Annotated in this window: 20 protein-coding genes; 13 read left to right on the forward strand and 7 right to left on the reverse strand. The window is 40.7% G+C overall.

The genetic code is table 11. The features are described from left to right. Positions 1-14: 14 nt before the first annotated feature. From ACXIUD_RS08285 to ACXIUD_RS08300, 4 genes are all read right to left on the reverse strand, one after another. Complete coding sequence (locus ACXIUD_RS08285) at positions 15-851, reverse strand: alpha/beta hydrolase (protein WP_458052152.1); 837 nt, start codon at positions 849-851, stop codon at positions 15-17. 42 nt (positions 852-893) lie between these two features. After that, the gene (locus ACXIUD_RS08290; RefSeq protein WP_458052153.1) at positions 894-1,289 is read right to left on the reverse strand and encodes a group III truncated hemoglobin; all 396 of its coding nucleotides are present in this window, start codon (positions 1,287-1,289) and stop codon (positions 894-896) included. A 9-nt stretch (positions 1,290-1,298) separates the two neighbouring features. Further along, positions 1,299-2,549 (reverse strand): alkaline phosphatase family protein, encoded by a 1,251-nt coding sequence (locus tag ACXIUD_RS08295; RefSeq protein ID WP_458052154.1) that lies wholly within the window; start codon positions 2,547-2,549, stop codon positions 1,299-1,301. Positions 2,550-2,794: 245 nt separating this feature from the next. Beyond that, positions 2,795-4,264, reverse strand: a complete 1,470-nt coding sequence (locus ACXIUD_RS08300; protein WP_458052155.1) for a CotH kinase family protein — start codon at positions 4,262-4,264, stop codon at positions 2,795-2,797. A gap of 182 nt (positions 4,265-4,446) precedes the next feature. Between ACXIUD_RS08300 and ACXIUD_RS08305 the strand changes: the two genes are divergently transcribed. Beyond that, positions 4,447-5,094: a peroxiredoxin gene (locus tag ACXIUD_RS08305; protein ID WP_458052156.1), complete on the forward strand. Its 648-nt coding sequence runs from the start codon at positions 4,447-4,449 to the stop codon at positions 5,092-5,094. A 52-nt stretch (positions 5,095-5,146) separates the two neighbouring features. Here ACXIUD_RS08305 and ACXIUD_RS08310 read toward each other — a convergent pair whose 3' ends face one another. Beyond that, complete coding sequence (locus tag ACXIUD_RS08310) at positions 5,147-5,797, reverse strand: Crp/Fnr family transcriptional regulator (RefSeq protein ID WP_458052157.1); 651 nt, start codon at positions 5,795-5,797, stop codon at positions 5,147-5,149. Between the two features lie 92 nt (positions 5,798-5,889). Between ACXIUD_RS08310 and ACXIUD_RS08315 the strand changes: the two genes are divergently transcribed. From ACXIUD_RS08315 to ACXIUD_RS08350, 8 genes are all read left to right on the forward strand, one after another. Then, a complete protein-coding gene (locus tag ACXIUD_RS08315; protein WP_458052158.1) occupies positions 5,890-7,062 on the forward strand; it encodes an MFS transporter in 1,173 nt (390 codons plus the stop codon). A 51-nt stretch (positions 7,063-7,113) separates the two neighbouring features. Next, a complete protein-coding gene (locus ACXIUD_RS08320) occupies positions 7,114-8,040 on the forward strand; it encodes a DMT family transporter (RefSeq protein WP_458052159.1) in 927 nt (308 codons plus the stop codon). Beyond that, positions 8,037-9,341 (forward strand): aminotransferase class I/II-fold pyridoxal phosphate-dependent enzyme, encoded by a 1,305-nt coding sequence (locus tag ACXIUD_RS08325; protein ID WP_458052160.1) that lies wholly within the window; start codon positions 8,037-8,039, stop codon positions 9,339-9,341. Before ACXIUD_RS08320 ends, ACXIUD_RS08325 begins: the two co-directional genes overlap by 4 nt. A gap of 160 nt (positions 9,342-9,501) precedes the next feature. Continuing rightward, entirely contained in the window at positions 9,502-10,851 is a 1,350-nt protein-coding gene (locus ACXIUD_RS08330; protein WP_458052161.1) for a M48 family metalloprotease, read from the forward strand. A gap of 101 nt (positions 10,852-10,952) precedes the next feature. Further along, entirely contained in the window at positions 10,953-11,441 is a 489-nt protein-coding gene (locus ACXIUD_RS08335) for a DoxX family membrane protein (protein ID WP_458052162.1), read from the forward strand. 12 nt (positions 11,442-11,453) lie between these two features. Continuing rightward, positions 11,454-13,070 carry a Gfo/Idh/MocA family protein gene (locus tag ACXIUD_RS08340; RefSeq protein ID WP_458052163.1) on the forward strand — a complete coding sequence of 539 codons (1,617 nt, stop codon included), beginning with the start codon at positions 11,454-11,456 and terminating at the stop codon, positions 13,068-13,070. Between the two features lie 467 nt (positions 13,071-13,537). After that, a complete protein-coding gene (locus tag ACXIUD_RS08345) occupies positions 13,538-15,022 on the forward strand; it encodes an MFS transporter (protein ID WP_458052164.1) in 1,485 nt (494 codons plus the stop codon). Positions 15,023-15,057: 35 nt separating this feature from the next. Beyond that, positions 15,058-17,007: an alpha-amylase family glycosyl hydrolase gene (locus ACXIUD_RS08350; RefSeq protein ID WP_458052165.1), complete on the forward strand. Its 1,950-nt coding sequence runs from the start codon at positions 15,058-15,060 to the stop codon at positions 17,005-17,007. A gap of 52 nt (positions 17,008-17,059) precedes the next feature. On the opposite strand, the gene ACXIUD_RS08355 is transcribed toward ACXIUD_RS08350, so the two are convergent. After that, the gene (locus tag ACXIUD_RS08355; protein WP_458052166.1) at positions 17,060-18,556 is read right to left on the reverse strand and encodes a Do family serine endopeptidase; all 1,497 of its coding nucleotides are present in this window, start codon (positions 18,554-18,556) and stop codon (positions 17,060-17,062) included. A 213-nt stretch (positions 18,557-18,769) separates the two neighbouring features. Between ACXIUD_RS08355 and ACXIUD_RS08360 the strand changes: the two genes are divergently transcribed. Continuing rightward, positions 18,770-21,235: a mechanosensitive ion channel family protein gene (locus ACXIUD_RS08360; protein WP_458052167.1), complete on the forward strand. Its 2,466-nt coding sequence runs from the start codon at positions 18,770-18,772 to the stop codon at positions 21,233-21,235. Here ACXIUD_RS08360 and ACXIUD_RS08365 read toward each other — a convergent pair. After that, positions 21,229-21,585, reverse strand: a complete 357-nt coding sequence (locus tag ACXIUD_RS08365; RefSeq protein WP_458052168.1) for a YraN family protein — start codon at positions 21,583-21,585, stop codon at positions 21,229-21,231. The genes ACXIUD_RS08360 and ACXIUD_RS08365 overlap by 7 nt on opposite strands. Before the next feature lie 106 nt (positions 21,586-21,691). On the opposite strand from ACXIUD_RS08365, the gene lipB reads away from it, so the two are divergent. The 3 genes from lipB to ACXIUD_RS08380 all read left to right on the forward strand — a co-directional run bounded on the left by lipB (position 21,692) and on the right by ACXIUD_RS08380 (position 24,843). Further along, positions 21,692-22,408, forward strand: coding sequence for a lipoyl(octanoyl) transferase LipB (lipB, locus tag ACXIUD_RS08370; RefSeq protein WP_458052169.1), 717 nt, complete (start codon positions 21,692-21,694; stop codon positions 22,406-22,408). Positions 22,409-22,602: 194 nt separating this feature from the next. Then, positions 22,603-23,691, forward strand: a complete 1,089-nt coding sequence (locus ACXIUD_RS08375) for a BF3164 family lipoprotein (protein WP_458052170.1) — start codon at positions 22,603-22,605, stop codon at positions 23,689-23,691. Next, complete coding sequence (locus ACXIUD_RS08380) at positions 23,692-24,843, forward strand: DUF4221 family protein (RefSeq protein ID WP_458052171.1); 1,152 nt, start codon at positions 23,692-23,694, stop codon at positions 24,841-24,843. The last annotated feature ends 1 nt before the right edge of the window (position 24,844 follow it).

Genomic DNA, 24,844 nt, shown 5'->3' on the forward strand with positions numbered 1-24,844 from the left:
AGATTCCCTTTAAACTACTCTCCCATAAATTTCAAAATTTCCCGATAGACTTTGTTTGGAGAGTAAATAAACTGAACTATCATCCCTTTATGCTTTTTCCGTGGTTGAAAGATGTAATTGGGAGCAGGCTCAAATTCTTTGTATGCTTCCATAAACCGCTCTGTAGTCAAGGTAATTCCTGGAAGCGTTCGACCACCTAGTAAAATTAGCAGTGGAGGATCTTCGGCATCTAAATGATAGATAGGTGAAGTTTCTTCCCATACTTCAGGAGAATCCGTAAAGGGAATATTGTAGGATGTTCCCTGTTCATAGTTCATCTGCTCCAAAAACCATTTCATATCCAAACCTGCGGCATCAATCAATACAGCGCCTTGGATAGGATTAGATACGCCCAACTGATCAAAATACTGGTTATTTACCGTTATCAAACTCGCTAAATGACCGCCGGCAGAATGTCCTGATACAAAAAGACGGTCTTTGCTACCCCCATAATCTTTAATGGATTCATGCATCCAATTGACTGCTTGAGCAGAAGCCAATGCCATGGATTGTACCTGATATTCCGGACTTAATGGATAATCCATAATGACGGTGACTACGCCTTTTTTCGCAAAACGAGTTCCTAAAAAATTATAGATTTCTTTATTTCCCGAATTCCAGCTACCTCCATGGATAAACAAAAGCACAGGTGCGTCTTTTGCTTTTTTGGGTTGAAAGACATTGAGTGTTTTCTCAGGAAGGGAGTCCGAAGCCGTCATGTAAGGAATGTCTTTAAAACGCTCCACACGCTTGAGTGAGCAAGCAGAGAAAGTAAGGATCAAAAAAAAGGAGAGAATTACTGTACGCATCATCAATGGAATTATTTCCCTATCAACAGGTTTGAATCAAAAATGTTAGTGAGCTGCCCTAGACTCCATGATTCTAAAAAACAGGATATGCGCCATCCTTCCAGCGTGTTCTTTAGCATACTCGGCAACTTCTCCCTCAAAATGGGTGTCAAGGGTGGCAAACCACAAACCTAACCATTGCTCAAAATGTGCTTGCTGCAGCTGATGATTCATGGTCCGGTCCACTTCCTTGTGTACAGGTACTGGACTGAATTTACCCGCACCTGGACCAGATTGTAACAGGACCATTTCCCAAAAATCACCCAAATGCTCCAAATGTGTGGGCCAATCCTGGACAATGCGGTTGAATACACGACCCAACATAGCATCTTCCCTCACTTGGGCATAAAAGCTATTAACCAAAAACTGAACATCCTCTCGATTTGAAAGCTGTCTTTTCATTAGCATGGATTATTTTGATTGAAGAACAGGCTTTAAAACCTCCGAGTTCCCATCAATATAATCCGGCACCTCCAAACCTAAAAGCATACAAACCAATGGATATACATGAATATTGTCAAATGCTGGAATGGATAGACCTTCCTTTATCATGGGCCCTGCCGCATAAAATATCCCGTGCATTTCCTGGTATTCGGGGCTATACCCGTGCTCTCCAAAAACATCCGTTTTAAACATCGCAGAGCGATTTTGATAACTCACCATACCTGATGGAGTAGTCAGGTAGTAACCCAATTCAGGAAGGATAAGAACATCACCCATACGCTCTTTGTATAGATCAAGTGTTTTGTAATATTCTTGGTCATCTACCTTCACTGCCTTAAACGGAGCCCCTTGAGCATTCAATTGGAGAATTAAGGTATCCACTTCCTCAGGATTGGCTAAATACACATGAGCCAAAGCACCATTATTGACTATCCTACCTTGGATTCCGGAAGTGATTTCATCTAGGTTAAGTAAGTTGCTTTTTGGAACATCTGCCATTCCATGATCTGATACGATAATGATATTGATATCAAAATCAAAACTCTTGATTCCCTCTAATAAAGCGCCTAATTCCCTATCCAATTTCTCTAATCGTTTCCCAATCTCCCCATCATTACTCGGTCCAAATCGATGACCGAAATCATCCATATCCGAAAAATACATGGTTATCAACCGTGGCCTTTCATCTTCCGGGAGATTTAACCATTCAAACACTTTAGAAATTCTTGTCAAGTTAGGGACATTCCCATCATAATTGAAGTAATGCGTAGGCCTGATCCCTTGAACAGGTGCTTCCGAACCAACAAAAAAATAGGATGCTGCTATCAGTCCATTCTTTTCGGCATGCACCCAAATGGGCGTACCTCCATACCAATAGCCATCTTCCACGATACTTCTATCCCTTATTTGGTACACTTGATCTTTGTATGGATCATAAAAAGAATTATCAACCAAACCGTGATTTTCAGGACGCATTCCAGTTGCAATGGTGTAATGGTTGGGAAAAGTTTTGGTAGGGAAAGAAGGTATCAAGGCTTCTGCCACCGTACCGGAAGCAATGAATTTACTCAAGTTTTCCGGTTGAAATCGCTCCACATAATCGTATCGAAATCCATCCAAAGAAATTAAAATGACATACTGATCTCCCTGAGCCTGCCCAACAGTCCAGCTTCTTACCCAACATACAACGATCAAAACCAGTAACTTTCCGTAATTCATAAGCGTGTTTGTTTGGCGTAAAGATAAGGAGCTTAGTGATTAGATGAGTGAGTTAATTGAGTAATTAGTAGATTGGGTTAATTAAGTGAATGTTTAATTTGAGTAATTGAGTGATTAGTGGGTTGGGTGATTAGTTTAACCATTAAGGAATTAAGGGGCATTAAGAAAAGGATCCTCGGTTCTCGTCTTGTCACTTGATTCTTGTCTCTTGTTTCTTGTTTCTTGTTTCCACCAGTACTTTCTTCCTAAAATCCCTGTATCTCCCCATCCATCCAAGCGGCTCGTTGGGTTAGGAAATTTTTCAAATTACGTACCGCGTCGGGATAATTTACACCAATCCCTTGATCCCATTTGGCATAGTTCCGCTGTACAGCTCCATTCTTTTCCAAGTAATCTGCATTCTTATCTACCAGTCGGGTCAGAGCAATGTCTGAAAGCGGGCCATTTCTGTAATTTGTCCAACGCTGTTTGATCAATTTCCGAAACTCCGGGTCTTCCATCAAGCGGGGCCACCAAAAATGAATCATCCACGGATCATTGGAAACAAAATTATTGTAACGCATCACCCATCCATTCATAGGGATTCGATCACCTTGATCAAAACCTATGTTCATATCCCACACGGGGCCCATTTCCAACTTCCCATTCCTATCCTTCTGCAAAAAGGTACTCAGGCGATAAGCATCTACATTGCGGCACAATTCATTGATGATAAAATAATCAGCGAAACTTTCTAAACCCACAAAAGCTACATAACTACGCTCTCCCTTGGAAAAGTCATCCTGAAGGAGTGCAGTCTCAAAATCATGCATATACTGGAATATATACTCTTTTTGAGCGGGGGTAATATTTCTATCTTTTGGATACTCGTATAAAAAGTAGGTTTCCAAATACATATTGAAATGATAGGGAGGCCCATAGGGTTCAAAATCAATAGGATTCCCAAAAATATCATAACCACTCCTGAAACTGTTTTCAGGGGTATAACGGGCATCATCATCCCAGTTGGAGTAGAAATAGGATAAAGGCTTGCCAATCCCATCATCTCCAACGGAAGTTTTATCGATCATTAAAATATATCCACCAGTTAAATTGGTAGAACTCGCATTTAATGATTTGATATCTATCCGATGGGAGTCCCGCTTGAGTTTTTCCATAAACGAATACACCCCAAGATATTCACCATTGACTTCAATTTCCACAAATTTGGTCCTACTGGCATATTTCCCAATACTCCTGGAAAGCTCATAGCCCACATCATTATACATCAAGGTTTTATCCCAAATATACTTATCCTCTAAATTGACTACATGTCCAACTATCCTCCAGTCTTCTTCCTCGGGCATTCCAAAAAATGATACATCTACACCATTTCCAGCTGCATTGATACTTTCTATATTAAAACCTTTCTTTTGAGATAAGCGAAAACTCGTCTTCCCTCTAAACTCAATTCCAATACGCTGCTCTTGGGTGAGTTTTTTGCCTTCATAGATTTTCATCGTAGCAGGAATCCTTGGTTCAAAAGGAATCTCCGCTCCATTAGTGTTTATTACCAGATACGGAATTTCACTATCTCCAACATCAATGGCAAAAACTTGGCCGTCATCACCAATCGGCTGTAGATCAGGCTCAATTTTTTCTTGACAGCCCGTAGAAAAGAAAGCACTTGCAAGCCAAAGAAGAAAAAAAATAGAGCGAAATAGGAGTAATCTCATGATTATCAATTTTTACAGCAATATATAGTTGGCAACTTAATAATTAACCCATAGATATAGACAATAATTCGATAGTACATATCTATTGATTTTATTATTCAATAGTGACTTAGGTCTCGTTAGTTAGCTTATCAATCCTTGATATTTGTACTATCAAATTTAAAACACTAACAAAAACTCATATGAACGAGCAAGAAACACTAACAATGCCTAGAATTGGAGATCAGGCACCTGATTTCAAGGCAATGACTACAACAGGCCCCATGCAGTTTTCCGAGTATATCAAAGATAGCTGGACCATTTTATTTTCACACCCAGCAGATTTCACACCTGTATGCACAACGGAAATGTCCGGTTTTGCATTGGAACAAAAGTTCTTTAATGAGCACAAAACCAAATTAATTGGCTTGAGCATTGACTCAATCCACTCACACATTGCTTGGGTCAACAATGTGAAGAAAAATACAGGAGTATTATTCGAATTCCCAATCATTGCCGATATCGACATGAGCGTGTCCAAACTGTACGGAATGTTGCAACCGGGAGAAAGTGAAACAGCTGCTGTAAGAGCTGTATTCTTTATCGATCCAAACGGAAAAATCCGCTTGATCATGTACTATCCTTTGAATGTAGGTAGAAACATGGATGAGATCAAGCGAGTATTAGTAGCACTTCAGACAGCAGATCAAAATAAATGTGCGATGCCATTAAACTGGACACCTGGAGAGAAAGTAATCGTCCCACCACCAAAAACAGTTGCTGAAATGTTGGAAAGAGAAGCATCTGATTATGAAATGGTAGACTTCTACCTAGCAAAAAAATCACTATAAGGATATACTACCACTAAACAACCAAAAAGAGAGGGTTCGAAAGGCCCTCTCTTTAGTTTTTTAACAACTCAATCTGAGTCCTGCTCACCTTCACTACTCCTTGTTGTTCCAGTTTTTTCAATAATCTACCCACCACTTCTCTACTTGAATTTAATTCCAGGGCAATTTGAGTTTGTGTTTCACGGATTACTCTTGAATTACTCGCCTCAGCAGTTTTATGTAAGTATTCCAATAATCGCTCATCCATTTGACGAAAAGCAATGGCATCTACTACCTTCAGCAATTCTTCAAAGCGATCCTGATAACTATCCATGACAAAGAAGTACCAGGATTGATATTTGGGCATCCATTCGTCGAGCTTGCTTATAGGCAGGACCACTACCGTGGTATCCTCCACAGGAATAGCCTTGATCTTGGAATATCCTTCCCGCGCAGAGCAAATCATGGTTATGGCACAGGCTTCCCCAGGCTCCAAGTAATATAAAAATATCTCATTGTCCTGCTCATCTTCCCGAAACACTTTCACGATACCATTGACAATCAAGGGTATCTGCTCCACTTTTTGTCCAATATCCATAATCAGTTCATCTGCTGGAAATAGTACCAACTCCCCGTCTTGGACAATTTCTTTTTTCAAACGATCCTCAAAGTGATCAAAATGCTTACTCAAATAATTCGCGATATCTCCCTTAGCCCCCATCATAATTTTTGGAATTGCTTAAAATTCAAATTTGAAAGTTAATTTTAGGAAATAATCTTCAAAATGCATCCCTTTTTCCCAAAAAAGACCATCATATGAAGTCCCGAAAAAACCTGCTTATTTTCATTTCATTTATTGCCTTTATCAGTTTGGGATTACCTGATGGACTATTAGGAATCGCTTGGCCATTTATCAGTGAGGCTATCGATATCCGCCTTGAAAAACTGGGACTTATTTTAATGGCCTTTGTAGCAGGGTACTTGAGTGCGAGTTTGAGTAATTCTAAAATCAGCACATTCATTTCTTTAGGCTGGTTGCTTGCAGGAAGTTGTATGCTTACTGGAGTGAGTTTATGGGCTTTCACTTGGGCTGGCGGATTAACCTTTCTTTTGATAGCTGCGTATTTCTTGGGAGCCGGAGGTGGTGCTATTGATACCTCCCTCAATATCTTTGCCTCTGCCAATTTTTCTCCTAGTGTGGTTAATTGGCTTCATGCTTTTTATGGTATCGGGGCAACCTCAGGACCCCTGATTTTAACCTATTTATTTACCCAAGGAGATTCATGGACAATTGGTTACTTCATTGTTGGGGGGATTCAAATTGGATTGGGTCTTGTTTTCCTTTCAACAATCAAGCTTTGGAAAAGTCAATCCTCTTCATCCAAAGATACCAAAGCGGGGAGTTTCAGCGAAAGCATACAACAGCCGATGGCATATTTGAGCATATTAGTATTTTTCCTGTATACAGGATTCGAAATAGGGGTAGGGCAATGGCTATACACCATTCTTACCCAGTCCCGAGGGATCGCAGAAGACATAGGCGGAATATGGGTAAGTACCTATTGGGGAAGTTTGACACTTGGAAGGATATTTTTTGGCTTTGTCTTGCGAAAATCCAGCACCTCAAAAGTTCTAAGTCTCGGCACTATTGGCATTGTGTTGGGAAGCATGATGCTCTATTGGGATGTGAATGCCAATTTGAGCTATTTTTCGGTTGCCTTGATCGGACTCAGTTGCGCACCCATTTTCCCTTCCATGATTGCCTTAGCATCTACGCTGTTTCAACCAAAATTTGCACCTACTTTAATTAGTTTTCAGATTTCGGCTGCTATGGTCGGAGGAGCATTGTTACCCGCAAGTTCAGGCTTTTTGGCCGAATACTTTGGATTAGAAATCATCGCATTTTCATTTGCCATTCAAGCCATTTTATTAGCATTAGCTTATGCAGTAATTTATCGCTTCAAAAAAAGAAATGCCCTCGCAGATTAAGCCATATGATTTAAGGGAATGAATCCTTAGATTCGCTGAAATTTCAATCCAATGGTCCGAGTAAGCAGCTCCAAAGCTGTATCAGGTTATATCATGGCTCTTACAGCGGCAGTTTTGTGGGGCATCTCTGGTACAGTTGCCCAATTTTTATTTGAAGAAAAATCCATTGCTCCCGACTGGCTGGTTACGTGGCGAATGCTTATCGCAGGTGTCATTTTATTGAGCTATGGATTTTACAAGGCTGGAACTGATATTAAGCATATTTGGAAAAAACCCAAAGACGGTATTGAACTTTTCCTCTTTGGTGCTATTGGTATGGTAACCGTGCAGTACACCTACTTCTATAGCATCTCTCTTTCCAATGCAGCCACTGCTACCATCCTCCAATATGTCGGACCTGTATTTGTGGTGGCTTTTTATGCTATCAAATACAGAAGATGGCCCACTTGGCGAGAGTATGCTGCGCTTGTTTTGGCAAGTGTTGGAATCTTTTTGCTGGTCACGCATGGGACCATTGAGAGTTTGGTTATTTCCAAAGCCGCTATCATCTGGGGGATTTTATCGGCCTTGGCTTTAGCATTTTATACCATCCAACCCGTACAACTCTTGCGGAGATTTTCCTCTAATACGGTCACAGCCTGGGGTATGCTTATTGGAGGTGTGACCTTTGCACTGTATACACAGCCTTGGTATTGGAGTGGGATCTGGGACATAGAAACCTATGGAGCAGTCGGCTTTATTATTGTTTTCGGAACAGTTATTCCTTTTTCCATATTCTTACATTCATTGAATCTGATTGGTGCCCAAACCGCTTCTTTATTGTGCAGTGTAGAGCCTTTATCTGCTGCCATTACGGCCGTGTTTTGGTTAGAAATCCTATTTACTGGCATGGATTGGTTGGGAACTATCTTGATCTTGGCAACCGTTGCTATCTTGACCCTCAACAAAAAACCAGTTACAACCAGCAAACAATCATGAAGCAAGCAAACAATCTAAGTAAACGAGGAATAAAAGCCGCAGCAAATGCCATGCGGGTAGATCTAGACTTATACTACCAAGTGCTGGAAAACCCCTATCATCCTGAGAAGAACCCAACTGGTGCTATCCCGATGAATATGGCTGAAAATCATTTAGGGTGGGAATTGTTGCAGGAGAAAATCCGACAAGTCAGCCAACAACAATTGTTGCCAGATTGGACCTCGAGTTATGGTGACCCTGCGGGAGTGCTTTCGTTCCGAGAGGCCGTTTGCGGCTATTTTGAACGTTTTTTGAAGGTTAAACCCTTAGATCCAAACCATTTAGCCTGCTCAGCAGGGGCTACAGCAGTTATAGAGATGACCAGTTTTTTGCTGGCAAACCCTGGAGATGCAGCCGTTATCCCTGCTCCCAGCTATCCAGTTTACACAGCAGACTTGCAAGTTTTTTCGGGAGTTGAGCGATACGACCTACAGATTGAAATCGGGAATTCGATTGCTTTAGATAAACTTAAAGAAGCCAAGAATACCATTGAAGCTTCTGGCAGTGAATGTAAACTCTTGATTTTGACGCAGCCGGATAATCCCACAGGGAAAATTTATACACTACAGGAATTAGATCAACTGGCGGATTGGTGTATTTCGAATGAAGTGCATTTGATCGTGAATGAGATTTACGGCATGTCTTTGATAGACACCCAGCACCCTGCTATCACAGAAGATTATCCTACTGACGCCCATTTTCAATCCTTTCTTCAAGTAATTGAAACCAAAAAAAGTCCTTTCCTACATTTTTGGTATTCCTTTTCCAAAGATATGGGAATCTCTGGTTTCCGGGTTGGTGCTCTGTATTCACACAATGAAGAGCTGATTCAAGGGTATAGAAACATAGGTTTATCACATGCCATTTCCAATTATACCCAATGGCTGATGCAGGAAGTTTTGACAGATACTGCTTTTATGGATCAGTTTATTTCCCATTCACAGGCTGCACTGACTGAAAATTATGTGACTGTAATCCAAACACTCCAATCCTTAAACATCCCTTACACCCCTTCTTACGGAAGTTTATTTGTATGGGCCAATCTGAGTGAATTCCTTACGGAGCATTCAGCGGCAGGAGAAGAAAAGTTATGGTTAGAAATCTTTCACGAAACAGGCATACTGCTGACCCCAACCAATGGTTTTGGGCATTCAGAAAAGGGCTGGTTCCGCTTGGTTATTTCCAGTCAACCGCTTCAAGGTATACATGAGGCAATGAAAAGATTATCAGCATTTGTAACCTATAGACGAGCTAAACTCTAAAAAACGCAATTCTACTAAACCAAAATAAACCTTATAACTTTTAGTAGGGCCTTACTTATATTTTGGAATTAACTTAGATATTTTTTAATAAAAATGCCAAAAGACAGCAACAAGCAATTTTAGTTCTGCGTAAACCAACTTAACCAAACTAATAGAAGCTATGCACAAGTATTTTTTTTCATTTTTCCTCGTATTGCTTACGGGATTAGTAAGCGCTCAGGATGTCATCCAGCTGAGGGGAGTCTTACTCAGGTCCGCAGGTGAATATTCGGCAGGTGACACCATTACACTTGTATCCCAGCGAATGAAGTTTGACGGTGTAACCAAACAATATGGTTACATCAGCTATGGTAACCGCCGGTTCATTGACGAGGACAGGGTAGAGGTTTTAAACCCTGACATGGATTTTTGGGAAGAAATTTGGTTTTCCAACCGAGCAGACGAAATCACCAAAGTAGGTTGGGAAGCAGAAAAGCGGCAAGAATTGTATGAAGATGCCATGGACTATTACACCACGGCTTTGAAAAATAACCTGATTTTTGAGGATGAATTATTGAGTGACTATCTGTATCAGCTGACCTTGGCTATCCATCCCTTTGAAATGCTGAAAGAACGGCAGCGCAACTTTAGTATTTTGATATTGAAATCGCCAGAGGAAACAAGTTTTGCTTTCGACAATGGGATGATTGTATTGACAACAGGCTTGTTGGCTACTTTACGAACAGAAGAACAACTTATACAGCTACTAGCCGAAAATGTTGCTCATGTAGTCTTAGAACATAATCTCATCAATTTCAACCGGGCTTTAAGAGCTGAGCGTAATGCCAGAATTTGGGGTACTATCACAGCTGTAGCAGTAGCTACTGCCATGGCGGTAGATGAAGTTAATAGCGGAAGATGGCATGATTACGGTTTGGCGGCAGATCTAGGTGCTTCGGTTTATTTTTTATCGAAAAATACCCGAAGCAATATCGGAGCTGAATACACGAACGAACAGCGAATTCTCGCCAACAAAACTGCCAGAAGATTCCTCAGGACTTATCCAGAGGTGGTGGACCATGATGAAATTGCCTTTATCACCCATCTCGCACCCGCTATTTCTGCCGCTGCTTGGTCTCAGTTTTACTACAAGCATTATGGTACTGCTTATCGTATGATTCAACGCTTGGAGGACCATGGCTTGACTACAGATATGGATTATTTCTTAATGAGCCGGATCATCAGAAAACAATACAACGATTTGGAATCCAATCAGCTAGCCTTGGAATACATTGAAAAAGGAAGAGCTAAATCATGGGAAAATCTGCCAGAGCTATACAAAGAAGAGGGCTTGATCTATCAACGCATAGGAGCATATGACAAAGCAATTGAAGCATTTAGCAAATACCGCGACCACTTAAGCAGTTTGCGTGAAAAAGGACAGTTAGTAGATTCCGAATTAAGAAGCATTGACCAATTTATTCAACGTACCAGCAATTTATCCAAAAGAGTGACTGAAAAACAAGATTAAGTAAACCAACACTACCACAATCATATAAAAACCTGATTTTCATCAGGTTTTTTGTTTTTAAAAGTCAGTAATATCGTTCTTTCAATCTATTTACTCAGACTATGAACGATAAACTCAATTTCAACCAAATTCAGCTCGTCAGTTTAGTCCTGCTAAGGATTTTGATTGGCTGGCATTTTCTTTATGAAGGGGTCATCAAATTGTACAATCCTTCTTGGACCGCCAAAGGATACTTACTCAGTGCAACCTATATGGAAGGATTCTTCGGATGGTTGGCTTCAGACTCCATAATAGCTGTCACTGATACCCTAAATATTGCGGCATTAATCTTTGTAGGAGCAAGTCTTTTATTAGGATTTAAAAGTAGCTGGGGCAGTCTCATAGGGATAGGATTGCTGATTTTTTATTACTTGGCGCACCCTCCCTTTCCTGGCTATCCACTAGGACCAAGTGAAGGCAGTTATTGGATCATCAATAAAAATCTGATAGAAGCCGCTGCCCTATTCGTCCTATTTTTATTCCCTACTTCGTCATTTATTGGCTTAGACCGACTTTTTGTAAAAAAAGAAATCACCCCATCCACTACCTAACGAGCAAAGAACATGGCAGATAACAAAATATTATTCAAAGGATTTTCGAGAAGAGACTTATTGAAAAGCCTGGGAGGTATTCCTATCCTAGGGGCAGTTTGGTATGCAGGTGTCAATCATGATAAAAAGAGCAAATTAGAAAGAGATTTCCTTTTGGAAAAGCTCAACATCAAAGCCACTCCCCCACCAGAAAGCGGGCCAATGAGTGGAGAGCCTTTAAGGATAGGACTGATTGGCTTTGGTATCAGAGGGGAGCAGTTGATGCGTTCCCTTGGCTTTGCGACCAATGAGTGGCTGGAAGAAATGGCTGAGAACGAACGTAATGACCCAAACGACAAGCGACTGGCAGATTTCAAAGCACAGGAAAGCCTTAACGTGAAGCTTAGCGGTATTTGTGACATCTTTGATGTGAGGGCTGAAAATGCACTCAGATCATTCAATACCCATGAAAACACTTGTAAGCGCTACGAAACTTACTTGGACATGATTCATAGTGGGGAGATCGATGCCATTATCATCGCTACTCCGGACCATTGGCATGCGCCTATGGCCCAAGCAGCTATAGAAGCAGGGATACATGTGTATGTGGAAAAACCTATGACCCACACCATAGAGGAAACATACACATTGCGGGAAGCTTGTAGAAGAAATCCAAAAGCAGTATTTGCAGTAGGACATCAGCACCGGCAGACTCAAAGCTTCCTGACTGCAATGGATGCCTTGGAAAAAAATACCCTTGGACACGTTTCACTCATCATGACTACTACCAACCGTAATGATGACAACGGAGCATGGCAATATGATATACACCCAGAAGCATCGCCTGAAACCATCAATTGGAATGCCTTTTTGGGAACAGCACCCCAAGTACCGTTCAACGCAGAACATTTTTTTAGATGGAGAAAATGGTGGGCATATGGTTCTGGCTTGTCAGGTGACTTGTTGACACATGATTATGATCGTATCAATTGTATCTTGAAAATGGGAATTCCCAAGTATGTCACAGCCTCGGGGGGAATTTACACCCATCGGGATGGGCGAAATGTTCCTGACGTCATGCATGTCAATATGGAATTTCCCGAGTTTACTACAGGGGGAACCCAACGCGAATCAAAAGAAAAGGGCATGACCCTTGTCTACAGTGCTACCTTAGGTAATCAATTCGAAAGAGGAACTGTATTAATGGGGCATGATGCAAGCATGAAACTGGGGAATACACTCAGCATCTACGCAGACCCACGATCGACCAAGTATCGTGACTTGATAGCAGAGGGAAGAATAGACCCAAATGTCCCCATATTCCAATATGACCCAAGTGCTAATGGTGTGGATGCTGTAACTTCAGCCACGGCCAAATACTTCGCCGATAAAGGCTTGTTGTGGACATACCGGGATGGGAAAAGAGTGGATTCCACCTTCTTGCATATACGGGAATGGTTGAGTTGTATCCGAAATGGTGGAGAACCAAGCTGTGGAATTCAGGAAGGATTTGAAGAAGCCATTGCAGCCCATATGGCAGGACTTTCTTATAAAATTGGTAGAAAAATAGCATGGGACGAAGCAAGTGAATCCATCATCGCACTGCCTGGAGAGGATTTGGATGCGATTCTGTTGAATAATGAGGTGTAATTCCTAAAACTCCCATCGCATCTTGATGAATCTCTTGATGCGGTGGGAGTTGATTAAATTAACTTTTTGGGAAGAACGACTGCAAGAAGATGAAAATACCTATATTACAGCTGAGGAGTCAATGAAATTGTTACTCAAAAAGTTTCACTTTTTTTCACCGTTAATGATGAAAAGAAAGTGGTGAAGGTGCTATCGTGTTTCCATAACAAGAGGAATCCCTCTAAAAGACCTAAAGGTTAAAGCCTAAAAAATTCTACTATTTTTAAAAAAATACCCCACCTTTCCGCAAACGTTTTAGACTCCCCGAAAACCTAGTTTTTCTCTTAAAAACAGGCTTTAGAGCCCTTATTTACAATATTTTGATGAGCGCAAGCATGTCAAACTCCGGATATTTTTTTATAATTTGGTAGAGTTGAGTGGTTTGTACTTAAAAGTATAAACCACTTTTAAAAATCAACCAACCCAAAATGAACCAAAAACCACGTTTATCCTTTAGCCAAATCATCAATATGAATGTCGGCTTTTTTGGCATTCAATACAGCTTTGGTTTGCAGCAGAGTGCTGTCAACCCCATCTATGATATGTTGGGTGCCCAACCGCATGAAATCCCTATCCTTAACTTAGCAGGCCCCATGACAGGCCTCTTAATCCAACCCATCATTGGGGCCTTGAGTGATAAAACATGGTCACCGAGATTTGGGAGACGAAAGCCCTACTTCTTCATTGGAGCTGTATTTTGCAGCATTTGTTTATTTCTGTATCCGTTCAGTAGTAGTCTTTGGATGGCAGCGGGGCTGCTTTGGGTATTGGATGCTGCAAACAATACAGCCATGGAGCCTTATCGAGCCTTAATTGCGGACACCATGCCAGAGGATCAATATGCAAAAGGCTTTCTCACCCAAAGTTTTTTCACCGGTCTAGGCATCACCTTGGCGAATGTGTCTTTGTTTGTTTTCCAAAAATATATCCCCGGAACAGCTGGATCGCTTCCCGTTTGGGTGTATGCTTCCTTCTTTTTGGGAACCGTCTGTTCCATCACATCGGTCATGTGGAGTATTTCAAAAACTACAGAAATCCCACCCACGGAAGAGGAACTGGTGGAACTACGCAAACATCAGGAAGGCAAGCCGAATCTCGTCATTCAGTTTTTCCTGTCCATCCTTACCTCATTATTGATTTACACCTATTTCGCCCTCTTACTGATTCCATCGATTTTTTCCCGAGGACTGATCAAGCGACAAATTGACGCTATCGAAAAAAGTCCTCGCTTATCCGTACTCTTCGGTCAAAACCTAGAGATTGTCAATTCCATTTTTGTCATGCCCAAAGTTATGTGGCAATTGGCTTTGGTCTATTTGTTCCAATGGTATGCCTTGTTTGTCTATTGGCAAAATGCTGCAAAAAGTATTGCTCAGTCCGTCTGGAAAACCTCTCCTACGGCTGACATGAAGCTCTTTGAAGAAGCCGTTGGTTGGACAGGCTTGGTCAATGGATGGTATAACATTGTCACCTTCCTCACCGCTTTTGGACTGGTAGGTATTGCAAAGAAATTTGGACCTCGAAAAGTACATTTTGTCTGCTTGATTATGGCGGGCGTAGGCTTATTGATTTTCCCATTTATTGAAAATAAATACCTGCTGTTTGCTCCTATGACAGGCTTTGGAATTGCTTGGGCTAGTATGATGGGTATTCCTTACTTACTCGTGATCAATGAAATCCCCAAAGAGCGTTACGGTGTTTATATGGGAATTATCAATATGATGATTGTGATCCCTATGATCTTACAAACCTTGACTTTCGGTTTTATATCCAAGTATTTCTTAAACAATGACCCAGGGATAGCCATCTTATTTGCAGGTTTACTTTTGTTAGGAGCAGCAATGGCTGTGCTTCGAATCAAGGAAACCCACGATGTGGATACTACCAACGCCCCTATGGGTGGAGGGCATTAAATTCAACAACTTATTTACACTACCAAATTAGAAAAATGCCAACAGCAATTACGTCCAATGATTTTATTATTCGAATCATTGATACTTATGGATTAAAAATTTCAAAAAATGACCTACCGATCATCCGACGGCTGGAGCAACATTTGGAGGTAATCGGCAAACTATTCTATGAAATCTACAGTACACATCCACAAAAAGATGAACAGTTTGAGCAATTAATTGTCCAGGTCATCCAACAAGGTCAAAACCGTGCAAAAGATCTTCAAGTAAGAGATGAGGAGAAAGCAAAAGGAGATCATTGGTTTTTGAGCAATCAATTGGTGGGGATGAGTTTATATGTAGATAGATTTGCAGGCAAACTCCAAGACATGCCTTCCAAACTTCCTTATTTGGAAGATTTGGGAGTTAATTTTCTGCATCTGATGCCATTATTTGAAAGTCCGGAAGGAGAGAGCGACGGAGGGTATGCGGTTTCTGATTTCCGGAAGGTAGATCCCAAGTTTGGCACCCTGAAAGACTTGGAGAAGTTGCGGAAAACCATGCACGCAAAAGGCATGTATTTGATGTTGGATATCGTGCTGAATCATACCTCCCACAAACACGAATGGGCTGAAAATGCCAAGGCAGGAGACTCTTACTATCAGCAGTTTTTCTACATGTACGAAAATCGATGGATACCCAATCAGTATGAAGAAAGCATGCCTGAAATCTTCCCTGAGGGAGCTCCGGGCAACTTTACATGGGTTCCTGAGTGCAAGCGCTGGGTTATGACCGTATTCCACAACTACCAATGGGACCTCAACTACATGAATCCGATTGTGCTAAGGGAAATGGTGGATAATGTGTTGTTTTATGCCAATCTAGGAGTCGACGTATTGAGGGTAGATGCACCGGCATTTATTTGGAAACAGACAGGCACCACGAGTCAAAATCTCCCACAAGTACACAGCCTACTCCAGTTGATCAAGCACTGTGTTTTGGTAGCTGCACCCGGCATGGCTATCCTGGGAGAAGCAATTGTCGCCCCTCAGGAAATTATCAAATATTTTGGCACAGGTGCTTATACTGCCAAAGAGTGTGATTTTGCCTATAACGCTACACACATGGCATTGCAATGGGACACCTTAGCGACAGGAGATGCAGAACTGCTAATGAACGCTCAGCACCTGATACTTCAAAAACCTTACGGAACATCTTGGATTACCTACACAAGATGCCACGATGACATTGGCTTGGGGTATACAGATGAGATGATTCGAAACATAGGGAAAAATCCTTATCATCATCGGAAATTTATCACGGATTATTATGCAGGCAACTACCCTAATAGCCCAGCCAAAGGAGCATTATTCTCCTTTAATCCCAAAACAGGTGATGCACGCATCAGTGGAACCTTGGCATCACTCTGTGGCTTAGAACTTGCGATGGAAACAGGCGATGCATCAAAAATCAAGGAGTCTATCCAAAAAATCTTATTGATGCAGGCACATTCCATGATGATTGGCGGCTTACCCATGCTTTTCTACGGAGACGAAGTCGGCTATACGAATGACTACAGTTTTTACGAGGACCCGGGAAAAAGTTACGATAACCGATGGATGCATAGGCCACTGATAGATTGGAACAAAGTGGCTAAGAGATCGGAAAAAGGAACGGCAGAACATGCGATTTTTGAAGGAACTAAAAAATTGATCGGCATCCGTAAACAAGTCTCCCAAGTAGCTGACTTGAAAAACCTAGTTTGGTCTAGCCCTCAGAGCAGGCATGTGACTGTTTTTTTACGGGAACATGAGGAAAAACGATTCTTTGGCGCTTTCAACTTCAGTGCATATGCTACCCAAATCAGCTGGTATGCTTTTCGTGAATATACGGAGAAACCGGAAAAGTTACTGGATCTGTGGAGTGGTCAAGAATATATAGTTGGGATGGATCATGAATTTCTCCACTTTGAACCGTATCAGTTTATGCTTTTGGAAGTACACTAAAAAAGGCCGCTCTTCAACTGAGCGGCCTTTTTGTTTATAAACAATCAACCAATTATTTGATTTTCACTTCAAAATAATACTCCTGACCAGAAGGATATACTCCCAAGACAACCACTTCTTCACCTTTGTTATCAGAAAGCACATTATTTAAATCCTCAGCACCTGAGATTCTATATCGACCATCAGAACCAATAACAGAAGTAATAATAAACCCTACTTTAGCTCCGGATTTTCTCCACTCCTCGTTGTTGATACTGATGATGCTCGCACCACCAGAGATATTCAATCGAGATTTCAAATCGTCTTTCACATCTTCAAAAGTAATACCTTCGAATGTCGCTCTTTTCGGCTGTTCTTTTCGGATGATTCTGGTATCACCAGAAATGTTTTTCAAGGTTGCATTAACTTTTGATTCCTTGCCGTTTCTAAGGTATTTCACCTCTACCTTATCTCCGGGCCTTTTACGGGCTACCATTTCTTGGAGGCGGGCAACAGACTCTGTCTCCACCCCATCTACTCCAATGATGATATCACCTTCTTTCAAACCAGCTTCAGCCCCCCCACTTCCTTCATTTACACTGCGGATATAAACCCCTCTAGATACTCCAAAAGTAGTTTTTAATTGTTCTTCTAACTCAGGTGAAACATTGGCTATACTTACACCCAAAATCCCTCTTTGAACAGCTCCAAACTCTAATAAATCATCCATTACCTTTTTGACAATAGATGTAGGCACTGCAAAAGCATATCCGTTGAATGTACCTGTACGGGAAGCAATAGCTGTATTGATACCGATCAACTCACCCTTCAAATTCACCAAAGCACCACCAGAGTTACCAGGGTTAACCACCGCATCAGTCTGTAGGAAGGATTCAATCTGAAGGTTATTTTCTAAATCTCTTAGAATTCCAATATTTCTCGCCTTGGCTGAAATAATACCAGCAGTTACAGTAGAAGTCAAATCAAAAGGATTCCCTACGGCCAACACCCACTCCCCAACTTTCACCTGATCTGAATCTCCAAATTTAACATAAGGTAAACCTTTTGCCTCTACCTTCAATAAAGCTAAATCTGTGGTAGGGTCAGTACCTACCACACGTGCACTGTAGCGCGTATTATCAAATAAAGAAATATCCACTCTCGTGGCATTTTCGATCACGTGATTATTGGTGACAATGTAGCCATCTTCGGAAATTATCACACCCGAACCAGAACTCTGTCCTTGTCTTGGTTGACTTCTTCTGTCTGGTTGTCTAAAACCAAACAGCTCTTCAAATGGATCTACTCCCCTTTGCTGTTGTCCGACGGTTACCGAACTCTTCACATGGACCACCGCAGGAGTAACTTGCTCAGCGGAAGCGACAAAATTGATCCCCTCCGGAACAATAAATTTGTCATCCGATAGCCAATTGACCAAGCTGGTATTTTGCTTGTCGGTGAAATTGGTAGCTGAGTTTTGCTTGGACAGGTAGCTTGCCCCTGCCAGCGCGATGATGCCTCCGATCATTGAGGCAACAATAATACCTAGGAAAAACTGACCTTTATTCATATGTGTTGGTTTAAGTTCTTGTATTATACGTGAATTTAATACTCATCCGATATCAAATACCAGACAAATTTTATTTTCTGCCATTTTGTTTAACAAGGTTTAACGTTAAAACCTAGCCGCGCAGATTATCTTCCCTATTAACAAAAAATAATTGCGCAAGTTTCTGACATTTTAAAACTTTGTGGAATTCTATTTACATTTAAAGAAAAAAACATGCTGCAAAGGCTTTTTTTAGTAGTCCTTACTCTTCAATTAATACTTGCTCAACAATTTTTGTTAGGGCAAGGAGCATCACCTTCGACTTCTGCACAAGGAAATCCAGAAGAAGTACAAGCACCAAAACTTAGCCTAGAGCAGAATATTAAAAGAATACAACAGTTTAATATTACTATCAATTCCATCATCAGAGGATTGGATGACGAGGTAGACACTACGGTTCTAGCTGACATTTTGCCAAGTGCAGAGCGGATTGCCACTGTCATTCAGTCACGGCTTGACAGTCAGGAATCCCGCATCAATCTTCGCTACATCAATGCCTTGGACAATTTGTTATCTGGCATCAAATCCCAATTGAATGAAGCTGAAAAGCCCGTCCTCTTAAAAATGGAGCAGCTTTTAGGATTTCGAACAGTAGTTGATTCTATCAAAACTGATGGAATATTGCAAATTGGCAAAGAAAATACTGTTGGATTTGACGAATATATTCAAGCAAAGAAAGATCTATCCAAAAAATTAGGGCAACTAGAGAAATCTCTTCAAGAAGCGCGTATAGTCAATGCCAATTATTTAAGCAGAATTTCTAGAGTAAATATTAATCTAGCCTTGGTTGGCGAACGAATCCAAGCACAAAGAAAAACGCTAGAAAGAAGTTTACTTGATAAAGAAAATAACTATCTCTGGGAAAAAAGGGAGGGGCCAGATACCGAACGTCTGCTCGATATTTTTAAAGCTTCTTTGAGATTCAATGGATTGATAGTTTCCCGCTACATTGCTAGCCACATTGGAGTTTTATTTTTTCTATTAACTTCCATCGGAGTACTCTATTGGTGGACTAGTACCAACATAAAAAAAATCGAACAAGAAAAAGAATTTGCCTCTATCATTTTGGGGAGGTTGGTTTACATTCACAAATTCACCTTCATTGCTTCTTCTTTTCTGATTTTGGCTATTTCTCCATTCTTTTTCACCAATCCACCTGTGACACTTTTTGCAGTCATTCTCTTTTTTATGGTGTCTTTTTCAGGAGTATTACTCACCAATCGTATCAACAAATCCGCCTTAAGAGTGTGGGGCGGTTTATTTATTTTATTTGTCTTCAGTCTGATCAGTAATCTTTACTGGGAAATCAGCTACAATGAACGCTGGCATTTATTAGGTTTTGGCATCATCGCCATCCTATTAGGCTTACAGCTAAAGAAAGTCATTGCAACAGATTCGGAAAATTCACTTCCCCCATACTTGAGTAAAATCATCAATATATACATTGCTTTTCAAGTAGTAGCCCTTTTAGCTAATGTATTGGGGAGATTCAGCTTAGCAAAAATGCTCGGAGTTACAGCTACGCTAAGCCTTATGCATGCAGTGAGCTTACTCGTATTTCTGATCGTAATCAAGGAGATGATTTATCTCCAAATAGAGGTCAGTAGAAAAAATCAATCGGAATTCACCTCTATGATTGATTTTAAGGACATCCAACAACGAATCACCAAGCTATTTTCTCTTTTGGCAATCGCCATCTGGGGATACTATTTCTTTGAAAGCCTTTCCTTACTTGATACGCTTTTGGAGGCAATAGGGAACTCACTAGCCAAACCCCGAAATATCCTCAATGCTTCCTTTACCTTTGGCCAGGTGGCAGTGTTTATTTTGGTAGTGTATATTTCCTCATTTTTAGCCAATAATGTGGCCTATTTTGCTTCCATCAAGGATCAACAATATGCTGCTGCAAAGAAAAAACGCTTGGGTTCTGCGATCCTTTTATTAAGACTAGGTGTGCTATCCGTAGGCTTTTTAATAGCCATTGCAGCATCGGGAATCCCGGTAGATAAAATAGCTATCGTCTTAGGTGCCTTGTCGGTTGGGATTGGCTTTGGTCTTCAGACCATTGTCAACAACCTTGTGTCGGGTATAATCTTAGCATTTGAAAAACCCATAGAAATCGGTGACATCATTCAGGTAGGGAATATTGAAGGAACTGTAAGTGATATAGGTATCCGTGCTTCCAAAATCAAAAATTACGATGGAGCGGAAATCATCATCCCCAATGGAGACCTGCTAGCGCAGCAACTGACCAATTGGACGCTTTCTGACAAAAAACGAAGAGTAGAACTAATCATTGGAGTAGCATACAATTCAGACCTAGACTTGGTTACCAGCTTGATTCAGGAACAATTAACTCGAGAAGGGATTTTGACACTACCAGTCCCACGAGTCTATTTGCAAACATTTGCAGACAACTCCGTAAACTTCCGAGTCCTCTTTTGGGTAGATGATATTGATGTATGGATCATCATACGGGATGAGGTCATGCGGGCTATATTCAAGGCCTTCAAAGAAAATAACATAGAAATCCCTTTCCCACAGCGCGATTTACATATCAAAACCTACCCAGAAGTCATCAAAGAATCAGTCATCAAACCTGCTGACAAACAAGCGCCCACGGGCGAGGATAGTCAATAAAAAGCATCTTCAAAGTGCTTGAAGTGGTAATTGTTCCGTTGATCCTTGTACACGCCTACAATATCAAATCGAATATCCTTGTGCCAATCTTTTTGATGAATATAGTGGTCAGCTGCTTTGACCAGGAGTTTGCGCTTGGTGCTGTCCACAAATTCCTCTGCAAAACCAAAGCCTGTTCCACTTCTGTACTTGACTTCCACAAATATCAAAAGCCCTTTGTATTCAAAAATCAGGTCAATTTCCGCATGTCCATGACGGTAATTGGCCTCGCGAAATTTATAGCCCTTGCCTGTCAGCCAATCCTTGACCAACCCTTCTGCGAGCTTTCCTTGTTCGTTGTGTGCTGCCATCGGTTAATTTGTTACTTTTGAAAAATAGTTGAAAAGCGATTCTGAAAACACATGTCAGAACCTAACTTCGTCTGTATGTGTTTCCTAACAAACTTCTACGAAATCCGTGAATCAAGTTATCAATAAAAAAGTAAAATTTCTAGACCTGGGCAGCAAGGACTACAAGGAATGCTGGGATTTTCAGGAATCCATCTTTGGAGAGATAGTTGCCAAAAAGATTGAAAACAGAAAACTTCCGGCAGAAGAGCAATCTGCAACGGATAACTACTTGATTTTTGTAGAACATCCGCATGTATACACCTTGGGAAAAAGCGGTGAGCTTTCCCATTTGTTATTGGACGAAAAAGGGTTGGAAGAAAAAAATGCCACTTTCTACAAAATCAATCGAGGCGGTGACATCACCTATCATGGACCGGGGCAATTGGTGGGTTATCCGATATTGGATCTGGAGAATTTTTTTACAGATATCCATAAATACCTCAGGCTATTGGAAGAAGCCATTATCCTAACTTTAGCAGATTATGGAATTGAAGCAGGAAGGATCGACGGACTTACAGGCGTATGGTTGGATCATGTGGAACAAAAAAATCCACGAAAAATATGCGCCATGGGTGTGAAGTCCAGCCGCTGGGTCACTATGCACGGCTTTGCCTTCAATGTCAACGCTGATCTCGCTTATTTTGGCAATATTGTCCCTTGTGGCATCGCCGATAAGGCAGTGACTTCCTTACATCTAGAATTGGGAAGAGCCATGGATGAGTCAGAAGTCAAGGAAAAAGTCAAAAATCACTTGGCGGAGTTGTTTGGGATGGAGTTGGTTTGAGAGTTTAGATTTAAGATTTTAGAGTTTAGAGTTTAGATTTTGGGGGACCAAACGTTGAGAAAATGTTCTGTGAATATTTTTCGTGAGGGGCCAGGTTGTAGCGTTGGAAAAATTTTTTAGTTTAAGATTTATTTTTTAGTTTAGTGAAAATTAATTTCATAATGATTCAACTTTCTCGTTTTTTGAAAACCCTCATGCATAGTACCTTACTTTGCTTTATCTCACTGTTCTTTTTTAGCTGCTCCGAATCAGTTATTGTTCACGACTCAGAAACGCGTTTGGTTTTTGATACAGGCAACGTTAAACAAATACAGTTGAGCTCGGTCAAATTAGACCTCTCTGAACTCATTAATCCTTACAATGTCATCACTATTGAAGGAAATTACATTTTCGTGATTGAGGATAGTACCATACCAGAAGAAAACAAACTCATCCACATTTACGACGCCAAGACCTTTGATCATATCAGTGAAAAAGGAGTAATGGGATTTGGGCCTAATGAAATTCCTTCTGTAATGTCAATTGATCTTGCGTTTGAACCTGGTGCATTCTACGCTTACTCTTCTACTGATAAAAAAGTATCCAAATTTCTTATCAATGATGATAACCCCTTGTCAATAGAGCAATACAGACAGCCGGAGAGTTTTTTTTCATTGATTCGCTTGTATGCTGCTACAGACTCGACGTTTTTAGGTATTTCTTCTGATCACCCTAATAGGCTTGTAGAATATCACAGAAATGGCAAAGAAATCGCCGGATACGGAGAGTGGGAATCTATCAACACCAAACATCCCATGGATAATTTTTTAAATTTTTCGCTTAATGATGGATGGTTTATTAATGATTCGAAAAAACAAATTTTTGTAAAGGCGTGTGGGTACAGGGATAGGATAGAAATCTTTGACTATCAAACAAAAAAATTCACGATAATTGACGGCCCTGACTTGGAACTCCCAAAGTTTGAGTTAGCAGGTCCTACAAATAATTCAGTTCTTGTTATCGACCCTCAAAACCCCTATCGATACAGAGATGCGAGCATTACGAGCAAGCATATCTATGCACTATATAGCGGCAACACTAGAACAGAAGTGAGGGAAACAGGAAATTTGGCGACAAAGATTTTTGTGTTTACCCTTTCAGGAGAAGCTTTGACGGTTCTACACCTAGATCGCTCGATTAGATCTATTGGAGTAGATGAAGTCAACGGTAGAATTATTGGAATCACAACAGATGAGGACCCAAATTTAGCTTACTTTCCTATCCCAGATTTTTTACTAAACTAAATGAAACAACTTAAAAAAATCCTAACGATATCATTTCTGATTACATGCTTATCAGGATGTAACGAAAAAGATACCAATCGATTAAAAATATCACTATCTCCTGAAACTTTAGAAGTCCCAACCATAGACTTTGCTTCCTCCAATCCTGGAATGATTCACCTTTTTGACTCAGATTCGGGGGAACATGTAATGATTTACAATCATGTCATCAAAAAACTTCAGATTTCTGCTTTTACTTCAGGAGAACTGAAACTTAGTATTCCGCTCGAATTTGAGAATGAAAAACGTAGCAGACGCTTTACTGGTGGGACCTTGATAGGCAGGGATTCTATTTTTGTAACTTTTTATCCTCCCGCTTTGGGGATGATTAATTTTAATGGTGAACTGCTTTGGGAACGGTCCTTACCCGAGGGAAACTATGCGGTTTCTCATATCGGAAATGGCAGTATGATTCCACTATTCAAGTCTCATAATAGGATTTATGGAGCCCAACCATTTCTTATGGATCATCATCGGATGAGTGCGAATGATATCCAAAATCAATCTCTCGTGTACAGCGCTAGCCTAAGCACAGAGGATGCCACTTGGCATGAGGTTTATTATGGCTTGGATTACTGGGATCAGGGAAAAAAATTGTCTTATTTTTCGTGGGCAAAGCGTGAGGATATGATTTACATCGCTCCATTTTATGACCATAGGATTCAGGTCTTTGATACCAAAACCAATCAAGTAGTCACCATAAAAGAAGTAAAGTCCAATCATGTTGAAAAATTCAATATCGTAAATGAACTTCCAGGCAATCCAGACAAAGCCATCATCGAAACTTTACAATCCGATCAGTACGAAACATTTTTGTACGATCCTTACCGAGATGTGTTTTATAGAATCTTTCTTCCGGGCTATCCACTAGAAAAAACTTTCAGCACAGATCAGTTGCGCTTAATGGAGCGTTCCCGACCTTTGACTGGGATCATGGTCTTGGATAAGGAGTTGAATATCCTCGCTGAACACATCTTCGAACCTTTTGAAGTCCATTCTTCTGATAATTTCCTCGTTGGCAAAGCAGGCCTTTACGTTTCTGCTAATAATATGAATAGAGAAGATTTCAGTGATGATGTGATGAGTTATAGGCTTTTGAAATTGGATTTTTGAG

This window comes from Mongoliitalea sp. (assembly GCF_054166905.1).

Coding starts and splice junctions, on each gene's coding strand:
- ACXIUD_RS08340 (WP_458052163.1), top strand. CDS start 11,454: ATGGCAGATAACAAAATATTATTCAAAGGATTTTCGAGAAGAGACTTA.
- ACXIUD_RS08355 (WP_458052166.1), bottom strand. CDS start 18,556: ATGAATAAAGGTCAGTTTTTCCTAGGTATTATTGTTGCCTCAATGATC.
- ACXIUD_RS08380 (WP_458052171.1), top strand. CDS start 23,692: ATGAAACAACTTAAAAAAATCCTAACGATATCATTTCTGATTACATGC.
- ACXIUD_RS08285 (WP_458052152.1), bottom strand. CDS start 851: ATGATGCGTACAGTAATTCTCTCCTTTTTTTTGATCCTTACTTTCTCT.
- ACXIUD_RS08360 (WP_458052167.1), top strand. CDS start 18,770: ATGCTGCAAAGGCTTTTTTTAGTAGTCCTTACTCTTCAATTAATACTT.
- ACXIUD_RS08290 (WP_458052153.1), bottom strand. CDS start 1,289: ATGAAAAGACAGCTTTCAAATCGAGAGGATGTTCAGTTTTTGGTTAAT.
- ACXIUD_RS08310 (WP_458052157.1), bottom strand. CDS start 5,797: ATGATGGGGGCTAAGGGAGATATCGCGAATTATTTGAGTAAGCATTTT.
- ACXIUD_RS08305 (WP_458052156.1), top strand. CDS start 4,447: ATGAACGAGCAAGAAACACTAACAATGCCTAGAATTGGAGATCAGGCA.
- ACXIUD_RS08300 (WP_458052155.1), bottom strand. CDS start 4,264: ATGAGATTACTCCTATTTCGCTCTATTTTTTTTCTTCTTTGGCTTGCA.
- ACXIUD_RS08325 (WP_458052160.1), top strand. CDS start 8,037: ATGAAGCAAGCAAACAATCTAAGTAAACGAGGAATAAAAGCCGCAGCA.
- ACXIUD_RS08350 (WP_458052165.1), top strand. CDS start 15,058: ATGCCAACAGCAATTACGTCCAATGATTTTATTATTCGAATCATTGAT.
- ACXIUD_RS08335 (WP_458052162.1), top strand. CDS start 10,953: ATGAACGATAAACTCAATTTCAACCAAATTCAGCTCGTCAGTTTAGTC.
- ACXIUD_RS08320 (WP_458052159.1), top strand. CDS start 7,114: ATGGTCCGAGTAAGCAGCTCCAAAGCTGTATCAGGTTATATCATGGCT.
- ACXIUD_RS08345 (WP_458052164.1), top strand. CDS start 13,538: ATGAACCAAAAACCACGTTTATCCTTTAGCCAAATCATCAATATGAAT.
- ACXIUD_RS08365 (WP_458052168.1), bottom strand. CDS start 21,585: ATGGCAGCACACAACGAACAAGGAAAGCTCGCAGAAGGGTTGGTCAAG.
- ACXIUD_RS08375 (WP_458052170.1), top strand. CDS start 22,603: ATGCATAGTACCTTACTTTGCTTTATCTCACTGTTCTTTTTTAGCTGC.
- ACXIUD_RS08330 (WP_458052161.1), top strand. CDS start 9,502: ATGCACAAGTATTTTTTTTCATTTTTCCTCGTATTGCTTACGGGATTA.
- ACXIUD_RS08295 (WP_458052154.1), bottom strand. CDS start 2,549: ATGAATTACGGAAAGTTACTGGTTTTGATCGTTGTATGTTGGGTAAGA.
- ACXIUD_RS08315 (WP_458052158.1), top strand. CDS start 5,890: ATGAAGTCCCGAAAAAACCTGCTTATTTTCATTTCATTTATTGCCTTT.